Raw genomic sequence first — 20,265 nt, forward strand, 5'->3', positions numbered from 1 at the left:
ACCGACTGCGTCGTTAACGTCGGCTGGAACGGCTTCCTTCACTTCCAGGGCCGCCGACTGCATGTGTCCAGCGCGTTGAAGGGACTGCCCATCGGCATCCGCCCCAGCTCCGAATGCGACAGCGTGTACGACGTGTACTTCTGTCATCAGCGCTTCACGCAGTTCGACCTGCACGAGCAGCCGGTGGACACTTGAGAAGGTGTTACCCATGTCCTGGCACGGGTGTTACCCATGTCTCCGGTCCAAACACGGGGCCAGAAGAAAGTCACCAAAGAAGAGGCCCTGAACCGCACACCAGCGCGACGCCGTCATGAGCGGCGCGCGAAAACGACCGCTGGCATTGCGGCACGAAGCGAACCGCTGCGCTCTCGCGTCTGACTTGTCACGACCAACATCCATCGCACCAGAGGCCCGTCCGACGCGCGGCTGCACGCCGTGCTCACCAGAACAGCCCAATGCAGCGTCGCTCGGGCGACGCGGTATTCCCTGATGAGCCCGGCGTGCAGCCGGCGTTAACCGGAGTGAAGGGGCAATGGATGATGGTCTTCACAGGGACAGCAGCGAGAGCGTAGCGGGTCGCTTGTGGGCACGGCCCACTCCGAGCTTGCGAGCGCATGCCGCCACTCGAGTGCGGATTGCATTGAGCGCTCCTCTTTCGGTGACTTTTCTCTGGCGCGTTGTTTGGACCGGAGACATGGGTAACACCCGTGCCAGGACATGGGTAACACCTTCTCAAGTGTCCACCGGCTGCTCGTGCAGGTCGAACTGCGTGAAGCGCTGATGACAGAAGTACACGTCGTACACGCTGTCGCATTCGGAGCTGGGGCGGATGCCGATGGGCAGTCCCTTCAACGCGCTGGACACATGCAGTCGGCGGCCCTGGAAGTGAAGGAAGCCGTTCCAGCCTCCACGTCCAGCGTGCGATGGAACCGCTCCAGCTTGCCGTTGGTCTGCGGATGGTGCGGGGCGCTGAAGCTCACCTGCACGCCCAGGCGGATCAGCCAGATGGCCAATTCGCTGAGGCTGTGACCGCGCCCGCTGGGGCTGCCCCAGGGCGAGCCGTTGTCGGCGTTGATGCGCAGCGGCAGCCCGTAGCGTTCGAAGGTCTGGACGAGTTGCTCCCTCACCGAGGGCGTGTCGGTGCGCGCCAGCGCCTGCAGTCGCAGGTTGAAGCGCGAGTGATCGTCCAGCAGCGTGAGCGCCTGGCAGCGCCCGGCCAGCGTGGGGAAGTGGCCCTTGAAGTCGATCTGCCACAGGCTGTTGGGCGCGTCGTGCTCGAAGCGTTGCCAGGGCCGAGCGGTGTCGCTGGCCGCAGGGCTGACCAACCCATGGCGATGCAGGATGTGGGTGACGGTGCTTGGGGCGACCTGCGCCTGTCCGAGGTCCATCAGCCGCCGGGCGATCTTGCGGCCACCCCAGGCGGGGTGTTCGCGGCGCACGCCGAGCACGGCTTGCTCGATGGCGTCGCCACTGCGGGCGGGGCTGCTCAGCGGGCGACGGCTGCGGTCATGCAGCGCCTGCGCATCGCCCGCGCAGGTTTCGAAACGGCTCAGCCACTTGTAGCCGGTCTTGGGGCTGATGCCGAACTGGCGACACAACGCGCGCACGTTGGCGCCGTCCTGGCGGGCCAGGTGCACGAACTCTTGACGCAGGGACACGGTGCTCTTCTCCATCCAGACCATGGGCTTCTTCCGGGGCTTCGAAACCCCGAAAGCGTTACCCATGTCCTGGCACACCCGTTACCCATGTCTCCGGTCCAAACAGCGCGTCAGAGAAAAGTTACCCGCCCTGCCGGGGCGGACTCCCGGCTCACTGCACCGAGTCATGAGGTACTGGGCAAAGGCCTCCTCAAAACTCCACCACCGAGCGAATGCTCTCTCCTCTTCGCATCAACTCAAACCCCTCGTTGATCCTCTCCAGCGGCAACTTGTGCGTGATCAGCTCATCGATCCTTACCTTGCCTTCCATGTACCAGTCGACGATCTTCGGCACATCCGTCCGGCCGCGCGCGCCACCAAACGCCGAGCCTTCCCACTTCCGCCCCGTCACCAACTGGAACGGCCGCGTCGCAATCTCCGCCCCCGCCGGCGCCACGCCGATGATGATGCTGCGCCCCCAACCCTTGTGCGTGCATTCCAGCGCCTGGCGCATCAGCTGCACATTGCCGACGCATTCGAACGAATAGTCGGCACCGCCATCGGTCAGCTGCACGATGTGGTCCACAACATTGCCCACGTCCTTGGGATTCACGAAGTCCGTCATGCCGAACTGCCGCGCCATCGCCTCGCGCGCCGGGTTGATGTCCACGCCGATGATCTTGCCGGCGCCCACCATCTTCGCGCCCTGGATGACGTTCAGGCCGATGCCGCCGAGGCCGAAGACCACCACGTTGGCGCCCGCCTCCACCTTGGCCGTGAACAGCACAGCGCCCACGCCCGTCGTCACGCCGCAGCCGATGTAGCAGACCTTGTCGAACGGCGCATCGGGCCGGATCTTGGCCAGCGCGATGCCGGGCACGACGATGTGGTTCGAGAACGTGCTGGTGCCCATGTAGTGAAAGATGGGCTCGCCGTTCAGCGAGAAGCGCGACGTGCCGTTGGGCATCAGCCCCTTGCCCTGCGTCGAGCGGATGGCCTGGCAGAGATTGGTCTTGCGGCTCAGGCAGAACTTGCACTCGCGGCATTCGGGCGTGTAGAGCGGAATGACATGGTCGCCGGCTTTGAGCCAGGGCACCTTGCTCTCCAGCACGACGCCCGCGCCCTCGTGGCCGAGCACGGCCGGGAACAGGCCTTCGGGGTCGGCGCCCGACAGCGTGAAGTCGTCGGTGTGGCAGATGCCGGTGGCCTTGACCTCAACCAGCACCTCGCCATCGCGCGGGCCTTCCAGGTCCAGGGTTTCGATGCTCAGCGGTTGGCCGGCCTTCCAGGCGACGGCGGCGCGGGTCTGGATGCTCATTTCGGTTCTCCTGCAGGGGTTTGAAGTCGGGTCAGTGCGGCGACGAATTCGCGCGCTTCAAGGCGGCACAGCCTGAGCCGGCGCAGCAGCCAGGGCGTCAGGTCCTGCTGGCCGAGATGCTCGGGCCAGGCGCCGGCGTCGCCGTCGGGCGTCTCCGCCGGGTCGGTGCCCGTCATGGGCTCGCCCTTGAGCACATCCACGCAGGCCTTGCGCGCCAGCGGCAGTGCGGTCTCGGCCTTGGCGGCGTCAAGACGGGCCGTGCGGCGCTGCACCTGGTGCTGCACCGCGCCGAGCAGCGCCATCAGTCGATAACCATGGCTCAAGGCCGACTCGATCTCGGCCTCCGGCAGGCGCACGCGCTCCGGCTCGACACGCGTGCGCTGGGCCGCTGCAGCGAGCGCAGCGAGTGCCGTATACGCCTGCTGGCGCGACAGGCGCTGGGCGGTCTGTTCTTCGGCGCCGGGCATCCAGCGCAGCATGTTGGCCGAATGCCGTGCCAGCGCACCGCGCAACTGCGCCCCCAACCTCGGCACCGCGGCGCGCTCCCATGACGGCAGCACGAAGCTGAACAGCCATGCCAGGCCCGCGCCGATGACGGTGTCGGCCAGGCGTTCGGCGATAAAGGGGTCGCTGCCGGGCGCCAGCATCAGCGGCTGCAGCAGGGCCATCAACGTCGCGGCCGTCGCGGCGACACGGTAGCGGCGGTTCACATAGGCATGGGCCGTGCCCACGGCCGCGATGAAGCACAGGCTCAGCAGCGGCGTCCAGCTCACGTGCGCCAGCAGCAGCACCAGCAGGCAGCCTTGCACGGTGCCGATGATGCGTTCGTTGCGGCGTGACAGCGTCTGCTCCAGGTTGCCGCGCAGCACGACGGCCACGCTGAGCATCAACCAGAAGGGGTGGGCTGCCCAGGGCAAGGCCGCACCCAGCGCATAGGCGAACGACAGCGCCAGCGCCGAGCGCAGCGCATGGCGCATGACGCCGGATTGCAGGTTCAGATGAGGTTTCAGCGCCGCCAGCGGCCAGCCCTCGGGCGACACGAAGGGCGCGAGGCGCTCGGGTGTCCAGGGGCTGTCGGGGTTGTCCGCGGCAGTCTGGCGGGCCACCATGGCGCTGACGTCGTCCAGCATGTGGCCGACGCGCGACGCCAGCGCGGACGCGAGGTGGGTGCGCGAGTCGCCAGCCGGCGCGCTGACATCGGCCAACCGCGCCGCCAACTGCGCCCGCCAGGCGTCGGCAGACACCTCGGGCAGCGGTGCGCCATAGGCCACGGTGTCGGCCAGGGCTGCGAGCACGTCGGCGAGGTGGCGCAGCGCGTCGGCCAGCGCGGCGCGCCACTGGCGGCCTGGGAAGTCCTGGCCCAGCAGCTCCGTGTCCAACCGGCTGGCCAGCAGCAGGTCGCGCAGCTCGATGAGGCCAAGCACGAGGTCGGTCTGGCGGCGGCTGCGCGGTGAGCGCCGTGCGGAAAAAACCTGGTCGCGCGCGGCCTGCAATGCATCGGCGAGCAGCACATCATCGGCAATGGAGGCACGGATGTTCGCCTCGGCGCCGCCCACCGCGCCGGCAATGCGCTGGGCACGCGAACGCAGCCGCTTCTCGGTGGCGCGCAGTGCCGTAGCCAGTGCCAACTCGCGCAGCCGGTGGCGCAGCACGACCGCGCTGCCGCGCGCCCAGCCGGCATAAACGCAGCCGCCCAGGCCCACCCAAAGCGCGTGCTCCAGCGGCGACGTGGCGCCGGCCGTGCGGTCCCAGGCCATCGCGAAGACCATGGCCAGCACCGGTGCGAACGACAGCGGCCCGGCACGCAGGCCCCAGGCCAGGGCCATCAACGACAGGAAGGTGACGACGGCGATCAGGCCGACGGTCAACGCGAGCGAGTGGTCCGTCAGTCCGACCAGCAGCGTCACGAGCGCCGCGGCGGCCGCTGCCGGCAACACGCGCGGCAGCACGCGCTGGGGCGGGTTGGGCAGATCGGTCAGGCTGGCGCAGACGGCGCCACCGACGGCCGCCAGGCCCGCCGTCTCGCCAAACAGCGCGCCGACGGCGAGATGCGTGGCTGCCACGCCCAGGGCCACGCTGAGGCCATTCAGATGGGCCGCCTCCAGGCGCTTGATGAATCTCACTTGACGAACAGCTCCATGACACGGCGCTCGCTGGCCGGCAGCTCATGCACCGAGAACCAGCCCGACTTTTCGGGCCGGTAGACGTATTGCGGTGCCGCGTTGCTGGCAATGCGCTGCTTCAAAGGCGCGAGAGTCACCTGCGCCGCCTCGCCCTGCCCCAGGGCCTGCAGCGCGGCGGCCTCGACGATGACGGCCAGATCGCTCCACGGCCCCAGCCGCAGCGCTTCCTCGGCATCGCGGCGTGCGGCATCGGCGTCGCCATCGAGAAGGGCCAGCCAGCCTTTCAGCGCCAGCGTGTCGGGGTCGGCGGGGTCCAAGATCAGCGCTTCCTTGATCTGGGCTCGCGCCGCCTCCTTACGGCCGGCGCGCAGCAGGTCCAGCGCGTAATCGCGGCGCAGCGGCACGAGGCCGGTGCGCAGCCGCAACACAGCCTCGTACTGCTTGAAGGCGTCGTCCCAGCGACTGCCCAGCGCCAGCGTGGCGGCACGGCCCCACAGCGCCTCAGGCTGGTCGCCCTGGTAGGCCAGCACGGCCTCATAGGCCGCCAGCGCCCGCGGCACATCGCCGAGGCGCCGGTAGTAGTCGGCCAGCGCGAGGTCGACGCGGAAGCGGTCCTCGCCCTTCAGCGCCTCGACATCGCGCCCCAGGTCAGGCACAACCTCGGCAGCCAGTGGGCGGCCGCCATGCCAGAGGGCGTCGGCGACACCCGCGCGCAGCGCACCGCTGCGCGGATGAGCAGCCAGGGCGCGGGCCGCCAGTTCAGCAACGGCGGCGCCATCACCCTCGATGGCCAGCGCATTGAGCTGGGCCGTCAGCGCGCGCTCGTCGGTGGGCGCGAGCTTGAGAGCGCGCGCAAACAGCGGCTTGGCCTCGGCCAGCTGGCCATCTTCCAGCTTCTGGTTGCCGGCATTGACCAGGGCCACAGGCAAGCTGGCGCGCGTGTCGCGCTGGGCGAAGAAGCGCCGGATCTCGGCACGCAGGGCCGGGTCCATCTCGATGAGGCGCTCGCGCACGATCTCGCGGCCGTCATACGCGTCGCGCCGTGGCGAGGCCGCGGCATTGGCGCCCTCGGCGAAATACTCCCACACCGAGCCGCCGGCATACCGCGACAGGAAGCCGTTGCGTGTCCTGGCGTCACGCGACTTGGCCTGCTGGTAGAGGGTCTCGATGCTGCGCGCCTGGTCGGCCGTCAGCACGCCATGGACCTGGTGGGTCAGCTCGTGCAGCACGGTGTTGTAGCGATCGAAGATGCTGCGCTCGACGTCTTCGATGCCGGTGACGGTGAAGTGCCCGCCCATGCCGCGTACGTCGTCCCAGAGGCGCGAGTCGTAGTCGATGCGCGCATCCTTGAGCGCATGGGCCTGCGGCGTCTCGGACAGACGCATCCACATCGGCTTGATGAAGTGGGTAGCGCCCCCTTCCACCAGCACCGGGATGAAGGCCTTCCACGGCGCGACGGACAGTGCCACACGCTTCTGGTGGCGCGGCGACAGCTCTTTCCAGTTCAGTACATAGCGCTCGATGCCCGGCACGGTGGGCATGGGCAGGGCCTTGAAGCGGCGCTCGTAGTCGGCGCGGTGCACATCAATGGCAAAGCGCTGCGACTCCAGCGCCTTGGCCGCGATGGCATGAGCCCGGCCGAGCTGCGGGCAACGCTCCAGCACGGCGAGGCTGATGAGCAGCGCCGTGTCGAAGTCGCCCTTTTCGAAGGCATCGGAGGCACGCCTCACGTCGGCCATCAGCGGTGCAAAGCCGTCGCCCAGGCGAGCAGCGAGCTGGCTGTAGTTCTCGCGCACATAGCCATTGCCGAGCAGGTAGTGGGCAGCCTCATGGTGGCGATTGATCGACACGGCGCCCTCGGCCGCGGCAATGGCGTCCTCGGTGCGGCCCAGGCGGATCAGCGTGTCAGCCAGCGCCGCCAGGCCGTCGGCAGTGCGTTCGGCGGCGATGCCGGCTTCGAGCTTGTGCAGCGAGGCGTCGAACTCGCGCAGCTGATAGCGGCGCTGGCCGAGGCCGCGCAGGGCCTGCGCCTTGTCGACGGGCCGCGTTGCCCGCGCCAAAGCCTTCTCGAAGCACTGCCTGGCGCGCTCGAAGTCGCGCCGGTCCAGCGCCAGGCGACCGGCGGCCAGCAGATCGATGGCGTCGGCCTGGGGATCAAGCAGCACGCCTCGCGTGCGGCGGTCGATGGCGGCACCGTCATCACGGGCGAACAGCCATTGGTAGATGACACCGCGCTCGGTGGCATCGGGTTGCCTGGCGCGCAGCAATGCGTCGACATCGGCGCGCGCCGCGGCGTATTGCTGTTCGGTCAGCAACGCCTGCAGCCGCGCGGCGTCGGTCGCCGCATGGGCCGCATTCAGGGTCAGGCAAACAGCAAGGCAAGCAGCGAGGCCAACAGCCAGTCGACGCCAGGGCATTCAGGCTCCATGAGTGGAGCGCCGATGCTAATCGTCCGACGAGAACCCCGACGCCTTGACGACCGGCCCCCAGTACTCGCGTTCGGCGGCCAGGCGCTTGGCGTAGTCTGCCGGCGGCAGTGACAGCGGCTCGAACCCCAGCTTGGCCAGGGCCTCGATGACGCCGGGCTCGCGCACCGCGGCGCGGGCCACTTCAGCCAGCTTGTCGACCGTCGCCTGCGGCGTCTTGGCCGGCAGGAAGAGGCCGTAGGTCTCGACGCCAACGATGCCCTTGAAGCCCTGCTCCTCGAAGGTGGGCACATCGGGCACGAAGCGCGAGCGGGCCTTGTCGGTCACGCCGAGCAGGCGCACGCGGCCGGAGGCGAGGTGGGGCAGGAAGTCGCCGATGGAGAAGCAGCCCGCGGCAATCTGGCCGCCCATCAGGTCCTGCATGCCGGGCGCCGCGCCTCGGTAGGGCGCGTGCGTGAGCTTGAGGCCGGCCGCGTGCTCGAACTGGTTGCCGAGGAAGTGGGGCATGGCGCCCGCTGCGGGCGAGGCGTAGGCGGCCTTGTCGGGGTTGGCCTTCAGCCAGTCGGCCAGTTGCGCCAGTGTCTTGACGGTGGCCGGCACCTGAGGCCCGACGCCGAAACCGCAGGTCGACAGCGCCAATGGCGAGACCGGGATGACGTCGGTCGCCGGGTTGTAGGCCAGCTTGCGGTAGGCATGCGGGTAGACGGTGAACATGGACGAAGGGCCGAGCAGCATCGTCAGGCCGTCGGGGGCCGCGTCCTTCAGCGCGCCAATGGCGATGCGCCCGCCGGCGCCCACCTTCTGCTCGACGAGGATGGTCTCGGCCAGCTTGCCGCGGCCGAATTCGGCGAAGCGGCGGGCCGTCGTATCCACCGAGCCGCCGGCCGGGAAACCGACGAGGATGCGCGGCGGCTGGCCTTGCGCGCGCGCAGCGAGCGGCAAGGCCGCGAAGGAAAGCATCAGGTGGCGTCGTTGCATCATTTCTCTTGTCTCCGGTCGTGTTGTCAGTTGATAGGCGCTGCAGTGGCAACGCGGGCGAGGCGCTCCAGGGCCGTTTGCAGTGCAGGCCCCTGGTCGCCCAGGGCCCGGACCAGTGCACGGTCATGCTCGGCGACGGCGGCTTCAAGCTTGGCCAGCAGTCTTTTGCCGGCCGGCGTCAGATGCAGGCCCCAGCTGCGCGCGTCGTCGGGCGCGTCGCGGCGCTCGACCCAGCCCTGGGCGGTGAGCCAGTCGGTCAGGCGCAGCGCGCCGCTGCGGTGCAGGCCCATGGCCTGGCCGAGCAGCCCCTGGCGCAGGCCGGGGTTGCGTGCGATCAGCACCAGGGCGGCAAAGCGCGGCGGGCTGATGTCCCACTCGGCGGTGGCGCGGTAGAAGTCCAGGTAGAGCGCGTTCTGCGCGCGCCGCAGCGCATAGCCCAGCAAGCCGTCCAGCAGGCCGTAATCCAGCCCGGGAACAGGCAACATCGGGCCTTCGGGAGGAATGGCGCTGGGGCCGTCGGGCGTGCTCACCAATCCAGCTTAGTTTTTGTTGCTCACTGCAACTATCTCGCTTACCCTGAGTTAACCTGAGCTCATGAAGATCCTGATCGCAGGCGGTGGCATCGGCGGGCTGACGGCCGCGCTGGCCCTGCACGCACGCGGCCACGCCGTGACGGTGCTGGAGTCGGTGCGGGAACCTAAACCGCTGGGCGTGGGCATCAACCTGTTGCCGCATGCGGTCGCCGTGCTGGACGAATTGGGCCTGCTGCCGGCGCTGCGCGACATGGCCGTCGAGACCTCGGCCCTCGTCTTCGCCAACAAGCACGGCCAGGCCATCTACCGCGACCCGCGCGGCCTGGAGGGCGGCTACAGCCATCCGCAGTTCAGCATCCATCGCGGTGAGCTGCAGATGCGGCTCTGGGCCGAAGCCTCGGCCAAGGTCACGGTGCTCGACGGCCAGCGCGTCGTCAACGTGCGCGATGAAGGCGACCGCGCCATTGCCGAGATCGCAACCGTGGACGGCCCGCGCGAGCAGGCGGCGGATCTCGTCATCGGCGCCGACGGCATCCACTCCGCCCTGCGCCGCCGCCTGGCACCCGACGAAGGTGCGCCCTGTTGGCGCGGCGTCATGATGTGGCGTGGCACGACCTGGGCGCCGCCCTTCCTGGACGGCCGCACCATGGTGCAGGCCGGCCACAGCCAGGCCAAGTTCGTCGTCTACCCGATTGGCGCGCCGCGGGCCGACGGGCTGCAGCTCATCAACTGGATCGCCGACCGCCGCGTGCAGGAGCCCACGCCCGGCCTGACCGCCCCCGACCGCGCCGACTGGAGCCGCGCCGGCAATCTCGACGACCTGCTGCCCACCTTTGGTCACTGGCACTTCGACTGGCTGGACGTGCCTGGCCTCATCAGCCGCGCCGAGCAGATGCTGGAATGGCCCATGGTGGATCGCGATCCGCTGCCACGCTGGCAGCTCGGCCGCTCGACGCTGCTGGGTGACGCAGCCCACCCGATGGTGCCGATCGGCTCCAACGGCGCGACCCAGGCCATCATGGATGCCAAGGCGCTGGCCGAGGCCCTGAGCGCACACGCCGACCTCGACACGGGACTGGCCGCCTACGAGGACGAACGGCGGCCCATGTGCGCCCGCATCGTCGAGATGAACCGCAGGGAAGGGCTGGACGCCATCCTGGACCGCGTGGAGGCGCTGGCGCCGGAGGGCTTCACGAATCTGGCGGATGTCATCGCCCCGGCAGAGGTGGCGGCCGAGATCAATGCGTACAAGGCGGCTGCGGGGCATCGCACACGCGCCCCTTGATCACCGCCGGGGCCGCGAGGATCATCGCGCCCCATGCCTTCACCCAAGCTCGGCCGCTCCGTTCCACCCCACGAACGCCATCCGGTCGCCTGGTACCAACCCAGCGTGCTGTGGACGGCCGCCAACCAGGTGCTGTCGTCACTGGACCAGCTGCGCAACCGCGACGGCCGCGAGGCACAGCCGCAACCGCTGGTGGTCATCGACCGCAGCCAGCCCGAGGCCGACGGTACGTTCTGGTTTGATTTCATCGCCGACACCGGCGACGGCGGCAACGCCAGCTATGCGGTGGCGAGCGCCGCGCTGGCGCCCGAGCTGGCTCTCGACGGCGAGACCTTGCAGACCCTCCCAAGAGGCCAGTTGCTGCTGTTCGGCGGCGACCTCGCCTACCCGGCTGCCAGCACCGAGGACTACCGCTTCCGCTTCGTCGAGATGTTCGAAGCGGTGCGCAACGACTTCGCCGACACCCTGGTGCGTGGCCGGCGGCTGACGCTGGCGGCCGTGCCGCAGAACCACGACTGGATGGACTCGGCCTCGACCTTCAGCCGCTACTTCGTGCGCGGCTACGACTCCGCGCCGCTGCTGGGCGCCGACATTCCACAGCGCCAGTCCTATTTCTGCGTCAAGCTGCCCGGCGGCTGGTGGGCCCTGGCCCTGGACTTTGCACTGACGCGTGACATCGACCGCGACCAGTACGAGCAGTTCGAGGCCCTGGCCATCGGCGGCCATGGCAAGCCGGCCGTCATCGGCCCGGACGACAAGGTCATCCTCATCTACCCCGAGCCCTACTGGACACGGCCCATCGGCGACGGCGCCGATGAGAGCCACCCCAAGCGCTACCAGCGCCTGGAGGGCCTGCTGCGCGGCCGCATCCGGCTGCGCCTGGCCGGCGACCTGCACCACTACATGCGTTGGGACTCCCAAGATCTGGCCCGAGACGGCCGCCTCGTCACCTGCGGCTGCGGCGGCGCCTTCACCCACCCGACGCACACCAGGGCGACCACACGGCCCGTGCGGCTGCAGGCCTTCGACACCGAGGACTGCATCCCGCCCGAGCCACGCACCGAGACGCCGGCCCTCAAGGTCGGCCTGACGGGCCGGCGCGCCCGGGGTGTGCATTTCGAGCGCAAGGAAGCCACCGTCTACCCGGCGGCCGAAGCGTCGCAGGGGCGGGCCTGGCGCAATCTGTTCGCCTTCCTGCCGCGTCGGGAGGGCGGCAACGGCAACGTGGGCTTTGCGCTGCTGCTGGGCGCGCTGTACTGGTTCAACGCCTACCTGAACTCCAGCCCCTTCTCCTGGTCGTTCCGGGCCGATGGTTTCCAGCCGCTGTGGGCCTACGGGCCGGGCGACTACCTGGCCGTGCTGGCGCTATGGCTCAAGGCGATGGTGTTCAGCCCGCTGGGCTTTCTGATCAACGGGCTGATGGCCTTTGGCTGCATGACCATGGGCCGCGAGGCCGTGGACGAGCTGTCACCCGACGACGGTCGCACCAAGCGCTGGGCCGTCACCTGGGGCATGGGTGCCGTGCATGCGGGCGTGCACGTGCTGGCGGTGTTCAGCCTGGAGTTCTTCATGCACCAGGCCGTCAGCCTGTGGGCGGGCCTGGGCAGCCGCGACCAGTGGCTGGGGCTGATCCTGCATTCGCTGCTGGTCGGCGTGGGCGTGTTCATCGGCGGCGCCGTGCTGGGCTCGGCGCTGTTTGGCGGCTATCTGGCGCTGATGTGCCGGCTGGGCCTGCTGACCAACAACGCCTACTCAGCCCTGGACGGACAGGACCACAAGGGCTTTTTGCGCTTTTGCATCACGCCGGACGGCAGCATGCAGGCCTTCTTCATTGCCATCGACCGGGTGCCGCGGCGCTGGCGGCGTGCGGGCACGCCGGGGCCGGTCTGGCGCAACGACGACCCCGCGGCGACGGCGCCGCGGGTGCACGATCACTTCACGCTTTGAGCATGTCCGCCGCGATGAGGCGCACGGGCGCATTGCCATAGCTCAGGAACTGCTCGTGGAAGGCCTTGAGGTTGAAGCCTGGCTTGGCTTTCAACGCCTCGCGCAGCGCAAAGATCTCGCTGTAGCCGCTGAAGTAGCTGGTCAGTTGCACCGAGCTGAGCTGCACGCGCCGCCACTTTTCCTTGGCCTCGCGCTCGGTCTGGAAGGCCTGGCGCACCAGCAGGTCCAGCGCGTCGGCCTCGCTCATACCGAGCACGTGCACGCTGTAGTCGAGCACGGTGTTGGTGACCGAGCGCAGATGCCATTTGCCGTACATCAGCGTCATTTCGGGCGAGGCGCCGTAGCCGCTCTCGATCATCATGCGCTCGCCGTAGACGGCCCAGCCTTCCACCATCGCACCGTTGCCGAACAGGGCCTTGACCTTGCTCGGCGCGCGGTTGGCGTGCACGAGCTGGGTGTAGTGGCCGGGGATGGCCTCGTGGATGTTGAGGATCTGCAGGATCCAGTGGTTGTATTCGCGCAGTGAACTCTCGGCCTGCTCGGGCGTCAGGTCGTCCAGCGGCGTGACGTTGTAATAGGTGCGGTCCTGGGGCCGGTAGGCGCCGGGCGCCTCGATGCTGGCGCCGGCCACGCCGCGCTGGTATTCGGGCGTCTCGCGCACGGCCAGCGGTTTGCTGGCGTCCTGGCTCAGCAGGTCGTGCTCGCGCACCCAGGCTTCGAGCTGCGGGATCTGGGCGCGGATCTCGTCAACGAAACGCTCGCGGGCCACATGCCTTTCGCTGAGCTTGGCGATGACGCGGCCGATCAGCGCAAAGCGGTCGGCAGGAGGCGCCTCGCTGCCGATGACGCTCGGCCACAGCGCTGCGGCTTGCGTCTGCATGCTGGCCAACACCTCCTCGCGGCGTTGCTGGGCCAGCTCATAGGTTTCGCGGGCTGTGCGGGCCGACTGGATGTCGTGGGCGAACTTGGGCTCGTACAGCGTCGCGCCGAGGCGGAAGGGCCGCCGTGCCGTAGGCAGCAGTTGCTTCAGATGGCCCACATAGCTGCTCACCGCGGCGCGGGCCTGGTTCAACGGCGCTTTGAAGGCCACGGCCTGGCCCGCTTCGGCCGCACGCTTGGCAATGTCGTCGAGCACGCTGAGCACGCCCGGTGCCTGCTGGATGGCCAGCTCAGTGTGCTCGCGCGTGACGCCGGCCAGGCTGGTTCGCGCCGCGCGGTAGTAGGCGGGCAATGCTGCGATGCGCGGCTTCAGCGCCGCCAGGCGGGCGGCCAGCGGGGCGTAGTCGGTGTTGAGCAGCAGGTCCAGGGGCGCCGCGGGGTTGTGCTCGGCAGGGTTCCAGGACCATTCGCGCAGCGTGTCCAGTCGCCAGAGGTCGCTCTGGATCTTGGCAATCAATACCGCGCGATCCATACGCTGGCTGGTGTTCAGCGCCGCCTCGGGTTGGCGCTCGAACTCGGCCTGCCACTGCGTCAGGAAGGCCCGCATGCGCTCGCGCTGGGCGTTGCTCGGCAGAGTGACTTGCTGGGCGAACTCGAAGCGCCCGGCGGCCACGGCGGCATCGGGGTCCTGGCGCCACAGTGCCTCTAGGAACTTGTCGGTCAGCTTGCCGAAGCCCGCATCCTGGGCGAATGCCGGCAACGCAACGGCCGACAGGCCGAAGGCGGTGAAGTCACGGCGCCTCATGCCATGGCCTCTTCCAACGCATCGACGAACATCTTGGCCACGTCGAAGCCGCTTTGGTCCGTGATCTCCTGGAAGCAGGTCGGGCTGGTCACGTTGATCTCGGTGACGTTCTCGCCGATGACGTCCAGGCCCACCAGCAGCAGGCCGCGTGCGGCCAGGATGGGGCCGAGGTATTCGGCGATCTCGCGGTCGCGAGCGGTCAGCGGGCGGGCCACGCCCTTGCCGCCGGCGGCCAGGTTGCCGCGCACCTCGTTGCCCTGCGGGATGCGCGCCAGGCAATGCGGCACGGGCTTGCCGCCGATGATGAGGATGCGCTTGTCGCCCTCCGTGATGGCCGGGATGAAGCGCTGCACCATGACCGTCTGCGTGCCGTCCTTGTTCAGCGTCTCGATGATGCTGCCAAGGTTCAGGCCATCTTCCTTGACGCGGAAGATGCCCATGCCGCCCATGCCGTCCAGGGGCTTCAAGATGATGTCGCGCTGCTCGGCATGGAAGGCGCGGATCTCGGCCGGGTCGCGCGTGACGAGCGTCGGCGAGATGAACTGCGGGAACTCGAGGATGGCCAGCTTCTCGGGGTGCTCGCGCAGGGCGCTGGCCCGGTTGAAAACGCGGGCGCCCTCTCGCTCGGCCTGGCTGAGCAGGTGGGTGGCGTAGAAGAACTCGCTGTCAAAGGGCGGGTCCTTGCGCATCAGCACGGCATCGACGTCGGCCAGGGCGACATCACCGGTCGACGTGACGGTGTACCAGGCATCGGCATCGCCCGTCAGCGAGATCTCCAGCGCGCCGCGCGCCGTGACGCGGCCGCCGCGCAGCCAGACGAGCTGGCTGGCCTCGCAGGCGACGATGCTGTGGCCGCGCCGGGCGGCCTCGCGCATCATGGCGAAGGTGGAGTCCTTGTAGGTCTTGAAGGTATCGAGGGGGTCGGCAACGAAGAGCAGCTTCATGATCGAGGGGGCCTGTGCAATCCGGCCAGTGTTGCACAGGGCCGGCCGCCTCGCCCACCTAAGGCCGAGTGCGGCGGAAGGTCGCGGCGAGCGTCGCGATGCCGCCCGCCACCACACCCCAGAAGGCCGCGCCGATGCCGAAGACGCTGATGCCGGACAGGCAGACCAGGAAGGTCAGGATGGCCGCGTCGCGGTGGCCCTCGTCCTTCAGCGACGTGGCGAGCGCGCCGGCGATAGTGCCCAGCAGGGCCAGGCCGGCGATCGCCGCGACGAGTTCGCGCGGGAAGGCGGCCAGCAGCATGGCGACGGCGCCGCCCGCCAGGCCGACGAGGACATAGAACAGGCCCGCGGCGATGGACGCCGTGTAGCGCCGTGCCGGGTCCTCATGCGCCTCACGGCCCATGCAGATGGCGGCCGTGATGGCGGCCAGGTTGAAGGCATAGCCGCCAAAGGGCGCCAGCAGCGTCGTCGCCGCGCCGGTCACAGCGATGGAAGCGGACACCGGCGTTGCATAGCCACTGGCCCGCTGGGCCGCAACACCGGGCAGGTTCTGCGAGGCCATCGTGACGATGAACAGCGGCAGGGCCACGCCGATGGCGGCATGCCAGGTGAACTGGGGCGCGGTCCAGACCGGCGTCACGAAGATCTGGCCCGTGTCGATGCCGAGGAAGCTGAGCCGGCCCTGGACCAGGGCGACGATGACGCCGGCGATCAGCACGCCGGGCACCGCGTAACGCGGCCACAGGCGCCGCCCCAGCAGATAGGCCGCGGCCATCGCCAGGACGAGCTCCGGCGCGGTCTTGGCGCTGGTCACCGCGTCCAGGCCGAAACGGGCCAGCACGCCGGCCAGCAGCGCCGAGGCGACGGCCACGGGAATGCGGTCCATCAGCCTCTCGAACCAGCCACTGGCGCCGGCCCAGGCAATGAGCAGGCCGCAGACGATGAAGGCGCCGACCGCCTCGGGCATGTCCAGGCCCGAGGTGGACGCGAGCAGGGCGGCGCCCGGTGTGGACCATGCCGTCAGCACGGGCTGGCGGGTCCACAAGCTCAAGGCGATGCTGGTGACGCCCATGCCCAGGCCCAGGGCCCACAGCCAGGAGGCGGTCTGGGCCTGCGTGGCGCCCAGTGCCACGGTGGCCTGGAAGATGATGGCCACCGAGCTGGTGTAGCCCACCAGCACCGCAACGAAGCCGGCAACAACGGTCGAGGGCGAAAAGTCTTGCAGCAAACGACGCATGCGGCCAGCATAGCCGCCACCTCAACGACGGAAGTGCACGACGGATGTGCCGGTTCCTTGCCTACTCGGGCGACGCGATCTTTCTGGAAGACCTGGTCTGCAAGCCGCGCCATTCGCTGGTGCGCCAGAGCCTGCAGGCTTCGGAGGCCAAGTCGGTCACCAATGGTGACGGCTTCGGCATCGGCTGGTATGGCGAGCGCGACACGCCGGGCGTCTACCGCGAGGTGATGCCGGCCTGGAGCGACGACAACCTGATGGCCCTGTGCGCCAATGTGCGCTCCCATCTCTTCATGGCCCATGTGCGGGCGGCGACCGGGGGCGGCGTCTCCAGGCAGAACTGCCATCCCTTTCATCTGGACCGCTATCTCTTCATCCACAACGGCCAGATCGGCGACTTCCCGCGCCTGCGCCGGGTGATGGAGACGCAGCTGAGCGACGAGCTCTACGACCTGAAGCGCGGCGCGACGGATTCGGAGCTGCTCTTCCTGCTCATCATGGGCCGCGTGAAGGCCGGCGCGACGGTCGAGGCGGCAACGCGCCAGGTGCTGCTGGACACGGTGGACGAAATGGGGGCGCGCGGCATCACCACGCCGCTGCGCTTCTCGGCGGCACTGGCCGATGGCGAGCAGCTCTGGGCGGTGCGCTGGGCCAGCGACGACAAGCCGCCCAGCCTCTATCTCAAGCCCCAGCCGGGCGGCTGGGCGATTGCGTCGGAGCCGCTGGGCGACGACGCCGAGGCCTGGCAGCCGCTGGCCAAGGGCGAGGTCGTGCATGTGCATGACGGGCGCATCGAGCGCCGGCTGCTCTGCGGCTAGGTGCCTCGCCACCAAAGCAGCAACGCGCCCACCGCCAGCACGACCACGCCGACGATGGCGCCGGCCTTCACATAGACCAGGCTGGACCACAGCACATAGCTGCTGCAGGCGCTGAACAGCAGGGGCAGCCACGGGTACAGCGGCACGCGAAACGGTCGCAGCCGCTCGGGCTCGCGGCGGCGCAGCACGATCAGCGCCAGGCCGCTGAGCACCAGGAAGAACCAGTAGACGGGCGACAGATAGTCCACCATGGTCGAGAAACCACCACGCGTCAGGTCGCCAAGGCCGACGAGCAACAGAGCCACGGCCGATGTCGCGACGACGGCCGCACTGGGCGTGCCGCGGCGTGCGTTCCAGTGCGCCAGCCGCCACTCGGCCGCGAGATCGCGCGCCGCGGCATAGGTGGTGCGCGGGCCGGCGATCAGGATGGCGTTCATGACCGACAGCGCGGTCAACGTGACCACACCCACCATCAGCAACTCGGCACCACGGCCAAGGGCAAGGCGCATCAGCTCGGCGGCCGGCGCCTCGCTGCGCGCCAGCCCGGGCAGGCCCAGCACGCGCACATAGGCCCAGTTGGCGAGCAGGTAGAGGACCATCACCACGCTCAAGCCCAGCAGCAGCGCACGGACGATGCCGCGCTTCTCGTCGCGCATTTCAGCCGACAGCGTCGCCGCGTCGCTCCAGCCGCCATAGGCCAGGAAGACGAAGACCATGGCCGTGCCCCAGTTGGTCTCCAGGGTGGCCGCGCCTTGCGTCGCGGGCGGCTGACCGCCGAGCTGCTGCGCGCCGGCCGCGAAGCCAAGCAGTAGCAGGCCGGCAATCACCAGCGTCGTCAGGCCCAGCTGCGTGCCCAGGCCCACGCGCACGCCCAGCAGGTTCAGCCCGGTCAGCAGCACGATCAGCGCGGCCGCCAGCAATGCGCTGGCATGGGTGCCCAGCCAGGGGCTCAGATCGACCACCTGCGCGAGATAGTCGCCGAAGACGAAACCCAGCAGCGCCATCGAGCCGGTGTGGATGACAGCGAAGCGCGACCAGGCGAACAGGAAGCCCAGCCGCCGGCCAAAAGCCCGGCGCAGGAAGTGATAGTCGCCGCCGGCATCGGGGAATGCCGAAGCCAGCTCGGCAAAGCACAGCGCGCCGACAAAGGACAGCACGCCGCCCAGGGCCCAGGCCAGATAGAGCTGCCCCGCGTCGGGCAGGGACTGCGCCACCATGGGCGAGGTCTTGAAGATGCCGGCACCGACGACCATGCCGACGCAGAGGGCGCCGGCATGCCGCGCGCCAAGACGACGTTCAGGGGTGGGCAGTGACATAGGCCCGCGATGCTAAAGCTCGACGCTCTGCGGCCGGCGCAGCCGGACGCACCCTCGCGCGACTGCCGTGGAACCGGCTCTGCCGGGCCACTGGCAGTGCCCCCTTGAGGGGGCGCGCGAAGCGCGTAGGGGGTGGGCCTATATCTCGACCTTGCTGCCCAGCTCGACGATGCGGTTGGTTGGCAGGTGCAGGAAGTCGGCCGCGGCGGCCGCGTTGCGGTGCATGCTGGCGAACAGCTTCTCGCGCCACAGCGCCATGCCCGAGCCGATGGTCGGGATGACGATGTCGCGGCTCAGGAAGTAGCTGGTCTCCATCTCGTCGAGCTGCACGCCATGCTTCTTCAGCAGGGCCAGGGCCTCGGGCACGTCGGGCTCGTTCTTGAAGCCGAAGTGCAGGGCCACCTGCCAGCAGCAGTGCCCCAGGGCCTCGACCTCGCAGCGCTTCTCGAAGCCGACCCAGGGCACCTCATGGTGCTTGACGGTGACGAAGACGTTCTGCTCGTGCAGCACCTTGTTGTGCTTGAGGTTATGCAGCAGCGCGTTGGGCGTGGAGCCCTTCTCGGACGACAGGAAGACGGCCGTACCGGCCACGCGGGTCGGCGGGTTGATGAAGACGGCGTCGAGGAAGGTGTCCAGCTCGATGGCGTCCTCGCGCAGCTTGTCGGACAGCTGCTTGCGGCCCTGCTTCCAGGTCAGCATCAGCGTGAACATGCCGATACCGATCAAGAGCGGGAACCAACCGCCGGCGGCAACCTTGAGCAGGTTGGACGCGAGGAAGGTGACGTCGATGAGGAAGAAGATGCCCGTGGCCGCGATGCACAGCGCCAGCGGGTATTTCCAGCCGTAGCGGATGACGAAGAAGGTCATCACCGTGGTGATCGTCATGTCGATGGTGACGGCCACGCCGTAGGCCCCGGCCAGCTTGGTGGACGAGCCGAAGAAGACGACGGCCAGGATCACCAGGCTGAACAGGCCCCAGTTGATGAAGGGCACGTAGATCTGGCCGATGTCGCGCACGCTGGTGTGGAGCACGCGCAGCCGCGGCAGGATGCCGAGCTGGATGGCCTGCTTGGTGACCGAGAAGGCCGCCGTGATCAGGGCCTGCGACGCAACGATGGCCGCGCCAGTGGCAAGCAGGAAGAGGGGAATCTCGGCCCAGCCGGGTGCCAGCAGGAAGAAAGGGTTCTTCACGCCTTCGGGGTTGTCCAGCAGCATGGCGCCCTGGCCGAAATAGTTGATCACCAGGGCCGGCATGACGACGCCATACCAGGCGATGCGGATGGGCTTCTTGCCGAAATGGCCCAGGTCGGCATACAGAGCCTCGCCGCCCGTGACGACGAGCACGACGGCGCCCAGGGCGACAAAGGCGACCCAGCGGTATTCGAGGCAGAAGTGCAGCGCATAGACGGGATTGACGGCCGCCAGCACACGCGGGTTCTCGAAGATGTGCGGCAGGCCCAGCGCCACCAGTGTCAGGAACCACAGCATCATGATGGGCCCGAAGGCCTTGCCGATGCCGCCGGTGCCGAAGCGCTGCACGGCGAACAGGCCGACCATGACGATCAGCGTGATCGGCAGGATGGCGTCGTGCAGATGCGGCTCATAGACGTCGATGCCCTCGACGGCGCCCAGCACCGTCATGGCCGGCGTGATGACGGCGTCGCCGAAGAAGATGGCCGTGCCGAACAGGCCGACCAGCATCAGCGTGCGGCGCAGCGGCGGCTTGTCGTTCACGGCATTGGTGGCCAGCGCCAGCATGGCGATGAGGCCGCCCTCACCGTTGTTGTCGGCGCGCAGGATCAGCAGCACATACTTGATCGAAACGACGACGGTCAGCGTCCAGAACAGCAGGGACAGCACGCCAAGGATGTTCTCGGGCGTCGTGCTGACATGACCGCCATGGAAGACTTCTTTGAGGGCATACAGCGGGCTGGTGCCGATGTCGCCATAGACCACTCCGAGGGCCCCGAGGGTCAGACCCGCCAGCGCCGAGGGGCTGCGGGCCGCATGAGAAGAACTCAC

Annotated in this window: 13 protein-coding genes and 2 pseudogenes; 4 read left to right on the forward strand and 11 right to left on the reverse strand. The window is 68.8% G+C overall.

Annotation, left to right across the window (positions count from 1 at the left end; translation table 11 throughout):
* Positions 1 to 195 (forward strand): annotated as a pseudogene (locus ACXJLH_RS25340) (IS481 family transposase); the annotation flags it as partial.
* Positions 196 to 732: 537 nt separating this feature from the next.
* Here ACXJLH_RS25340 and ACXJLH_RS25345 read toward each other — a convergent pair.
* The 6 genes and pseudogenes from ACXJLH_RS25345 to ACXJLH_RS25370 form a co-directional block, all read right to left on the reverse strand.
* Positions 733 to 1,682: pseudogene (locus ACXJLH_RS25345) on the reverse strand (IS481 family transposase).
* A gap of 166 nt (positions 1,683 to 1,848) precedes the next feature.
* Complete coding sequence (locus ACXJLH_RS25350; RefSeq protein WP_457390583.1) at positions 1,849 to 2,949, reverse strand: S-(hydroxymethyl)glutathione dehydrogenase/class III alcohol dehydrogenase; 1,101 nt, start codon at positions 2,947 to 2,949, stop codon at positions 1,849 to 1,851.
* Positions 2,950 to 2,951: 2 nt separating this feature from the next.
* Positions 2,952 to 5,078, reverse strand: a complete 2,127-nt coding sequence (locus ACXJLH_RS25355; protein WP_457447080.1) for an FUSC family protein — start codon at positions 5,076 to 5,078, stop codon at positions 2,952 to 2,954.
* Entirely contained in the window at positions 5,075 to 7,495 is a 2,421-nt protein-coding gene (locus ACXJLH_RS25360; protein ID WP_457447082.1) for a tetratricopeptide repeat protein, read from the reverse strand. Before ACXJLH_RS25360 ends, ACXJLH_RS25355 begins: the two co-directional genes overlap by 4 nt.
* Before the next feature lie 27 nt (positions 7,496 to 7,522).
* Positions 7,523 to 8,482 carry a Bug family tripartite tricarboxylate transporter substrate binding protein gene (locus ACXJLH_RS25365; RefSeq protein ID WP_457390557.1) on the reverse strand — a complete coding sequence of 320 codons (960 nt, stop codon included), beginning with the start codon at positions 8,480 to 8,482 and terminating at the stop codon, positions 7,523 to 7,525.
* A gap of 26 nt (positions 8,483 to 8,508) precedes the next feature.
* The gene (locus ACXJLH_RS25370; RefSeq protein ID WP_457447084.1) at positions 8,509 to 9,012 is read right to left on the reverse strand and encodes a MarR family winged helix-turn-helix transcriptional regulator; all 504 of its coding nucleotides are present in this window, start codon (positions 9,010 to 9,012) and stop codon (positions 8,509 to 8,511) included.
* A gap of 64 nt (positions 9,013 to 9,076) precedes the next feature.
* Between ACXJLH_RS25370 and ACXJLH_RS25375 the strand changes: the two genes are divergently transcribed.
* Positions 9,077 to 10,300 carry a flavin-dependent oxidoreductase gene (locus ACXJLH_RS25375; protein WP_457447086.1) on the forward strand — a complete coding sequence of 408 codons (1,224 nt, stop codon included), beginning with the start codon at positions 9,077 to 9,079 and terminating at the stop codon, positions 10,298 to 10,300.
* A gap of 33 nt (positions 10,301 to 10,333) precedes the next feature.
* Positions 10,334 to 12,247, forward strand: a complete 1,914-nt coding sequence (locus ACXJLH_RS25380) for a hypothetical protein (RefSeq protein ID WP_457447088.1) — start codon at positions 10,334 to 10,336, stop codon at positions 12,245 to 12,247.
* On the opposite strand, the gene ACXJLH_RS25385 is transcribed toward ACXJLH_RS25380, so the two are convergent.
* From ACXJLH_RS25385 to ACXJLH_RS25395, 3 genes are read right to left on the reverse strand one after another with little or no spacing between them, the layout of a single operon-like run.
* Positions 12,237 to 13,931, reverse strand: a complete 1,695-nt coding sequence (locus ACXJLH_RS25385) for a DUF885 domain-containing protein (protein WP_457447090.1) — start codon at positions 13,929 to 13,931, stop codon at positions 12,237 to 12,239. The genes ACXJLH_RS25380 and ACXJLH_RS25385 overlap by 11 nt on opposite strands.
* Positions 13,928 to 14,875, reverse strand: a complete 948-nt coding sequence (gene gshB, locus ACXJLH_RS25390; protein ID WP_457390552.1) for a glutathione synthase — start codon at positions 14,873 to 14,875, stop codon at positions 13,928 to 13,930. The genes ACXJLH_RS25385 and gshB overlap by 4 nt, the downstream gene beginning before the upstream one ends.
* Positions 14,876 to 14,933: 58 nt before the next feature.
* Positions 14,934 to 16,112 carry a benzoate/H(+) symporter BenE family transporter gene (locus ACXJLH_RS25395; protein ID WP_457447092.1) on the reverse strand — a complete coding sequence of 393 codons (1,179 nt, stop codon included), beginning with the start codon at positions 16,110 to 16,112 and terminating at the stop codon, positions 14,934 to 14,936.
* A 44-nt stretch (positions 16,113 to 16,156) separates the two neighbouring features.
* On the opposite strand from ACXJLH_RS25395, the gene ACXJLH_RS25400 reads away from it, so the two are divergent.
* A complete protein-coding gene (locus tag ACXJLH_RS25400; protein ID WP_457320178.1) occupies positions 16,157 to 16,927 on the forward strand; it encodes a class II glutamine amidotransferase in 771 nt (256 codons plus the stop codon).
* Here the strand turns inward: ACXJLH_RS25400 and ACXJLH_RS25405 are convergent.
* Both ACXJLH_RS25405 and ACXJLH_RS25410 read right to left on the reverse strand, forming a co-directional pair.
* Entirely contained in the window at positions 16,924 to 18,243 is a 1,320-nt protein-coding gene (locus ACXJLH_RS25405; RefSeq protein ID WP_457350932.1) for an APC family permease, read from the reverse strand. The two genes, ACXJLH_RS25400 and ACXJLH_RS25405, sit on opposite strands and share 4 nt — an antisense overlap.
* Positions 18,244 to 18,381: 138 nt before the next feature.
* On the reverse strand, positions 18,382 to 20,265 hold the full coding sequence (locus ACXJLH_RS25410; RefSeq protein WP_056192339.1) for a potassium transporter Kup: 1,884 nt from the start codon (positions 20,263 to 20,265) through the stop codon (positions 18,382 to 18,384).

It is taken from the genome of Roseateles sp. P5_E4 (genome assembly GCF_054049255.1).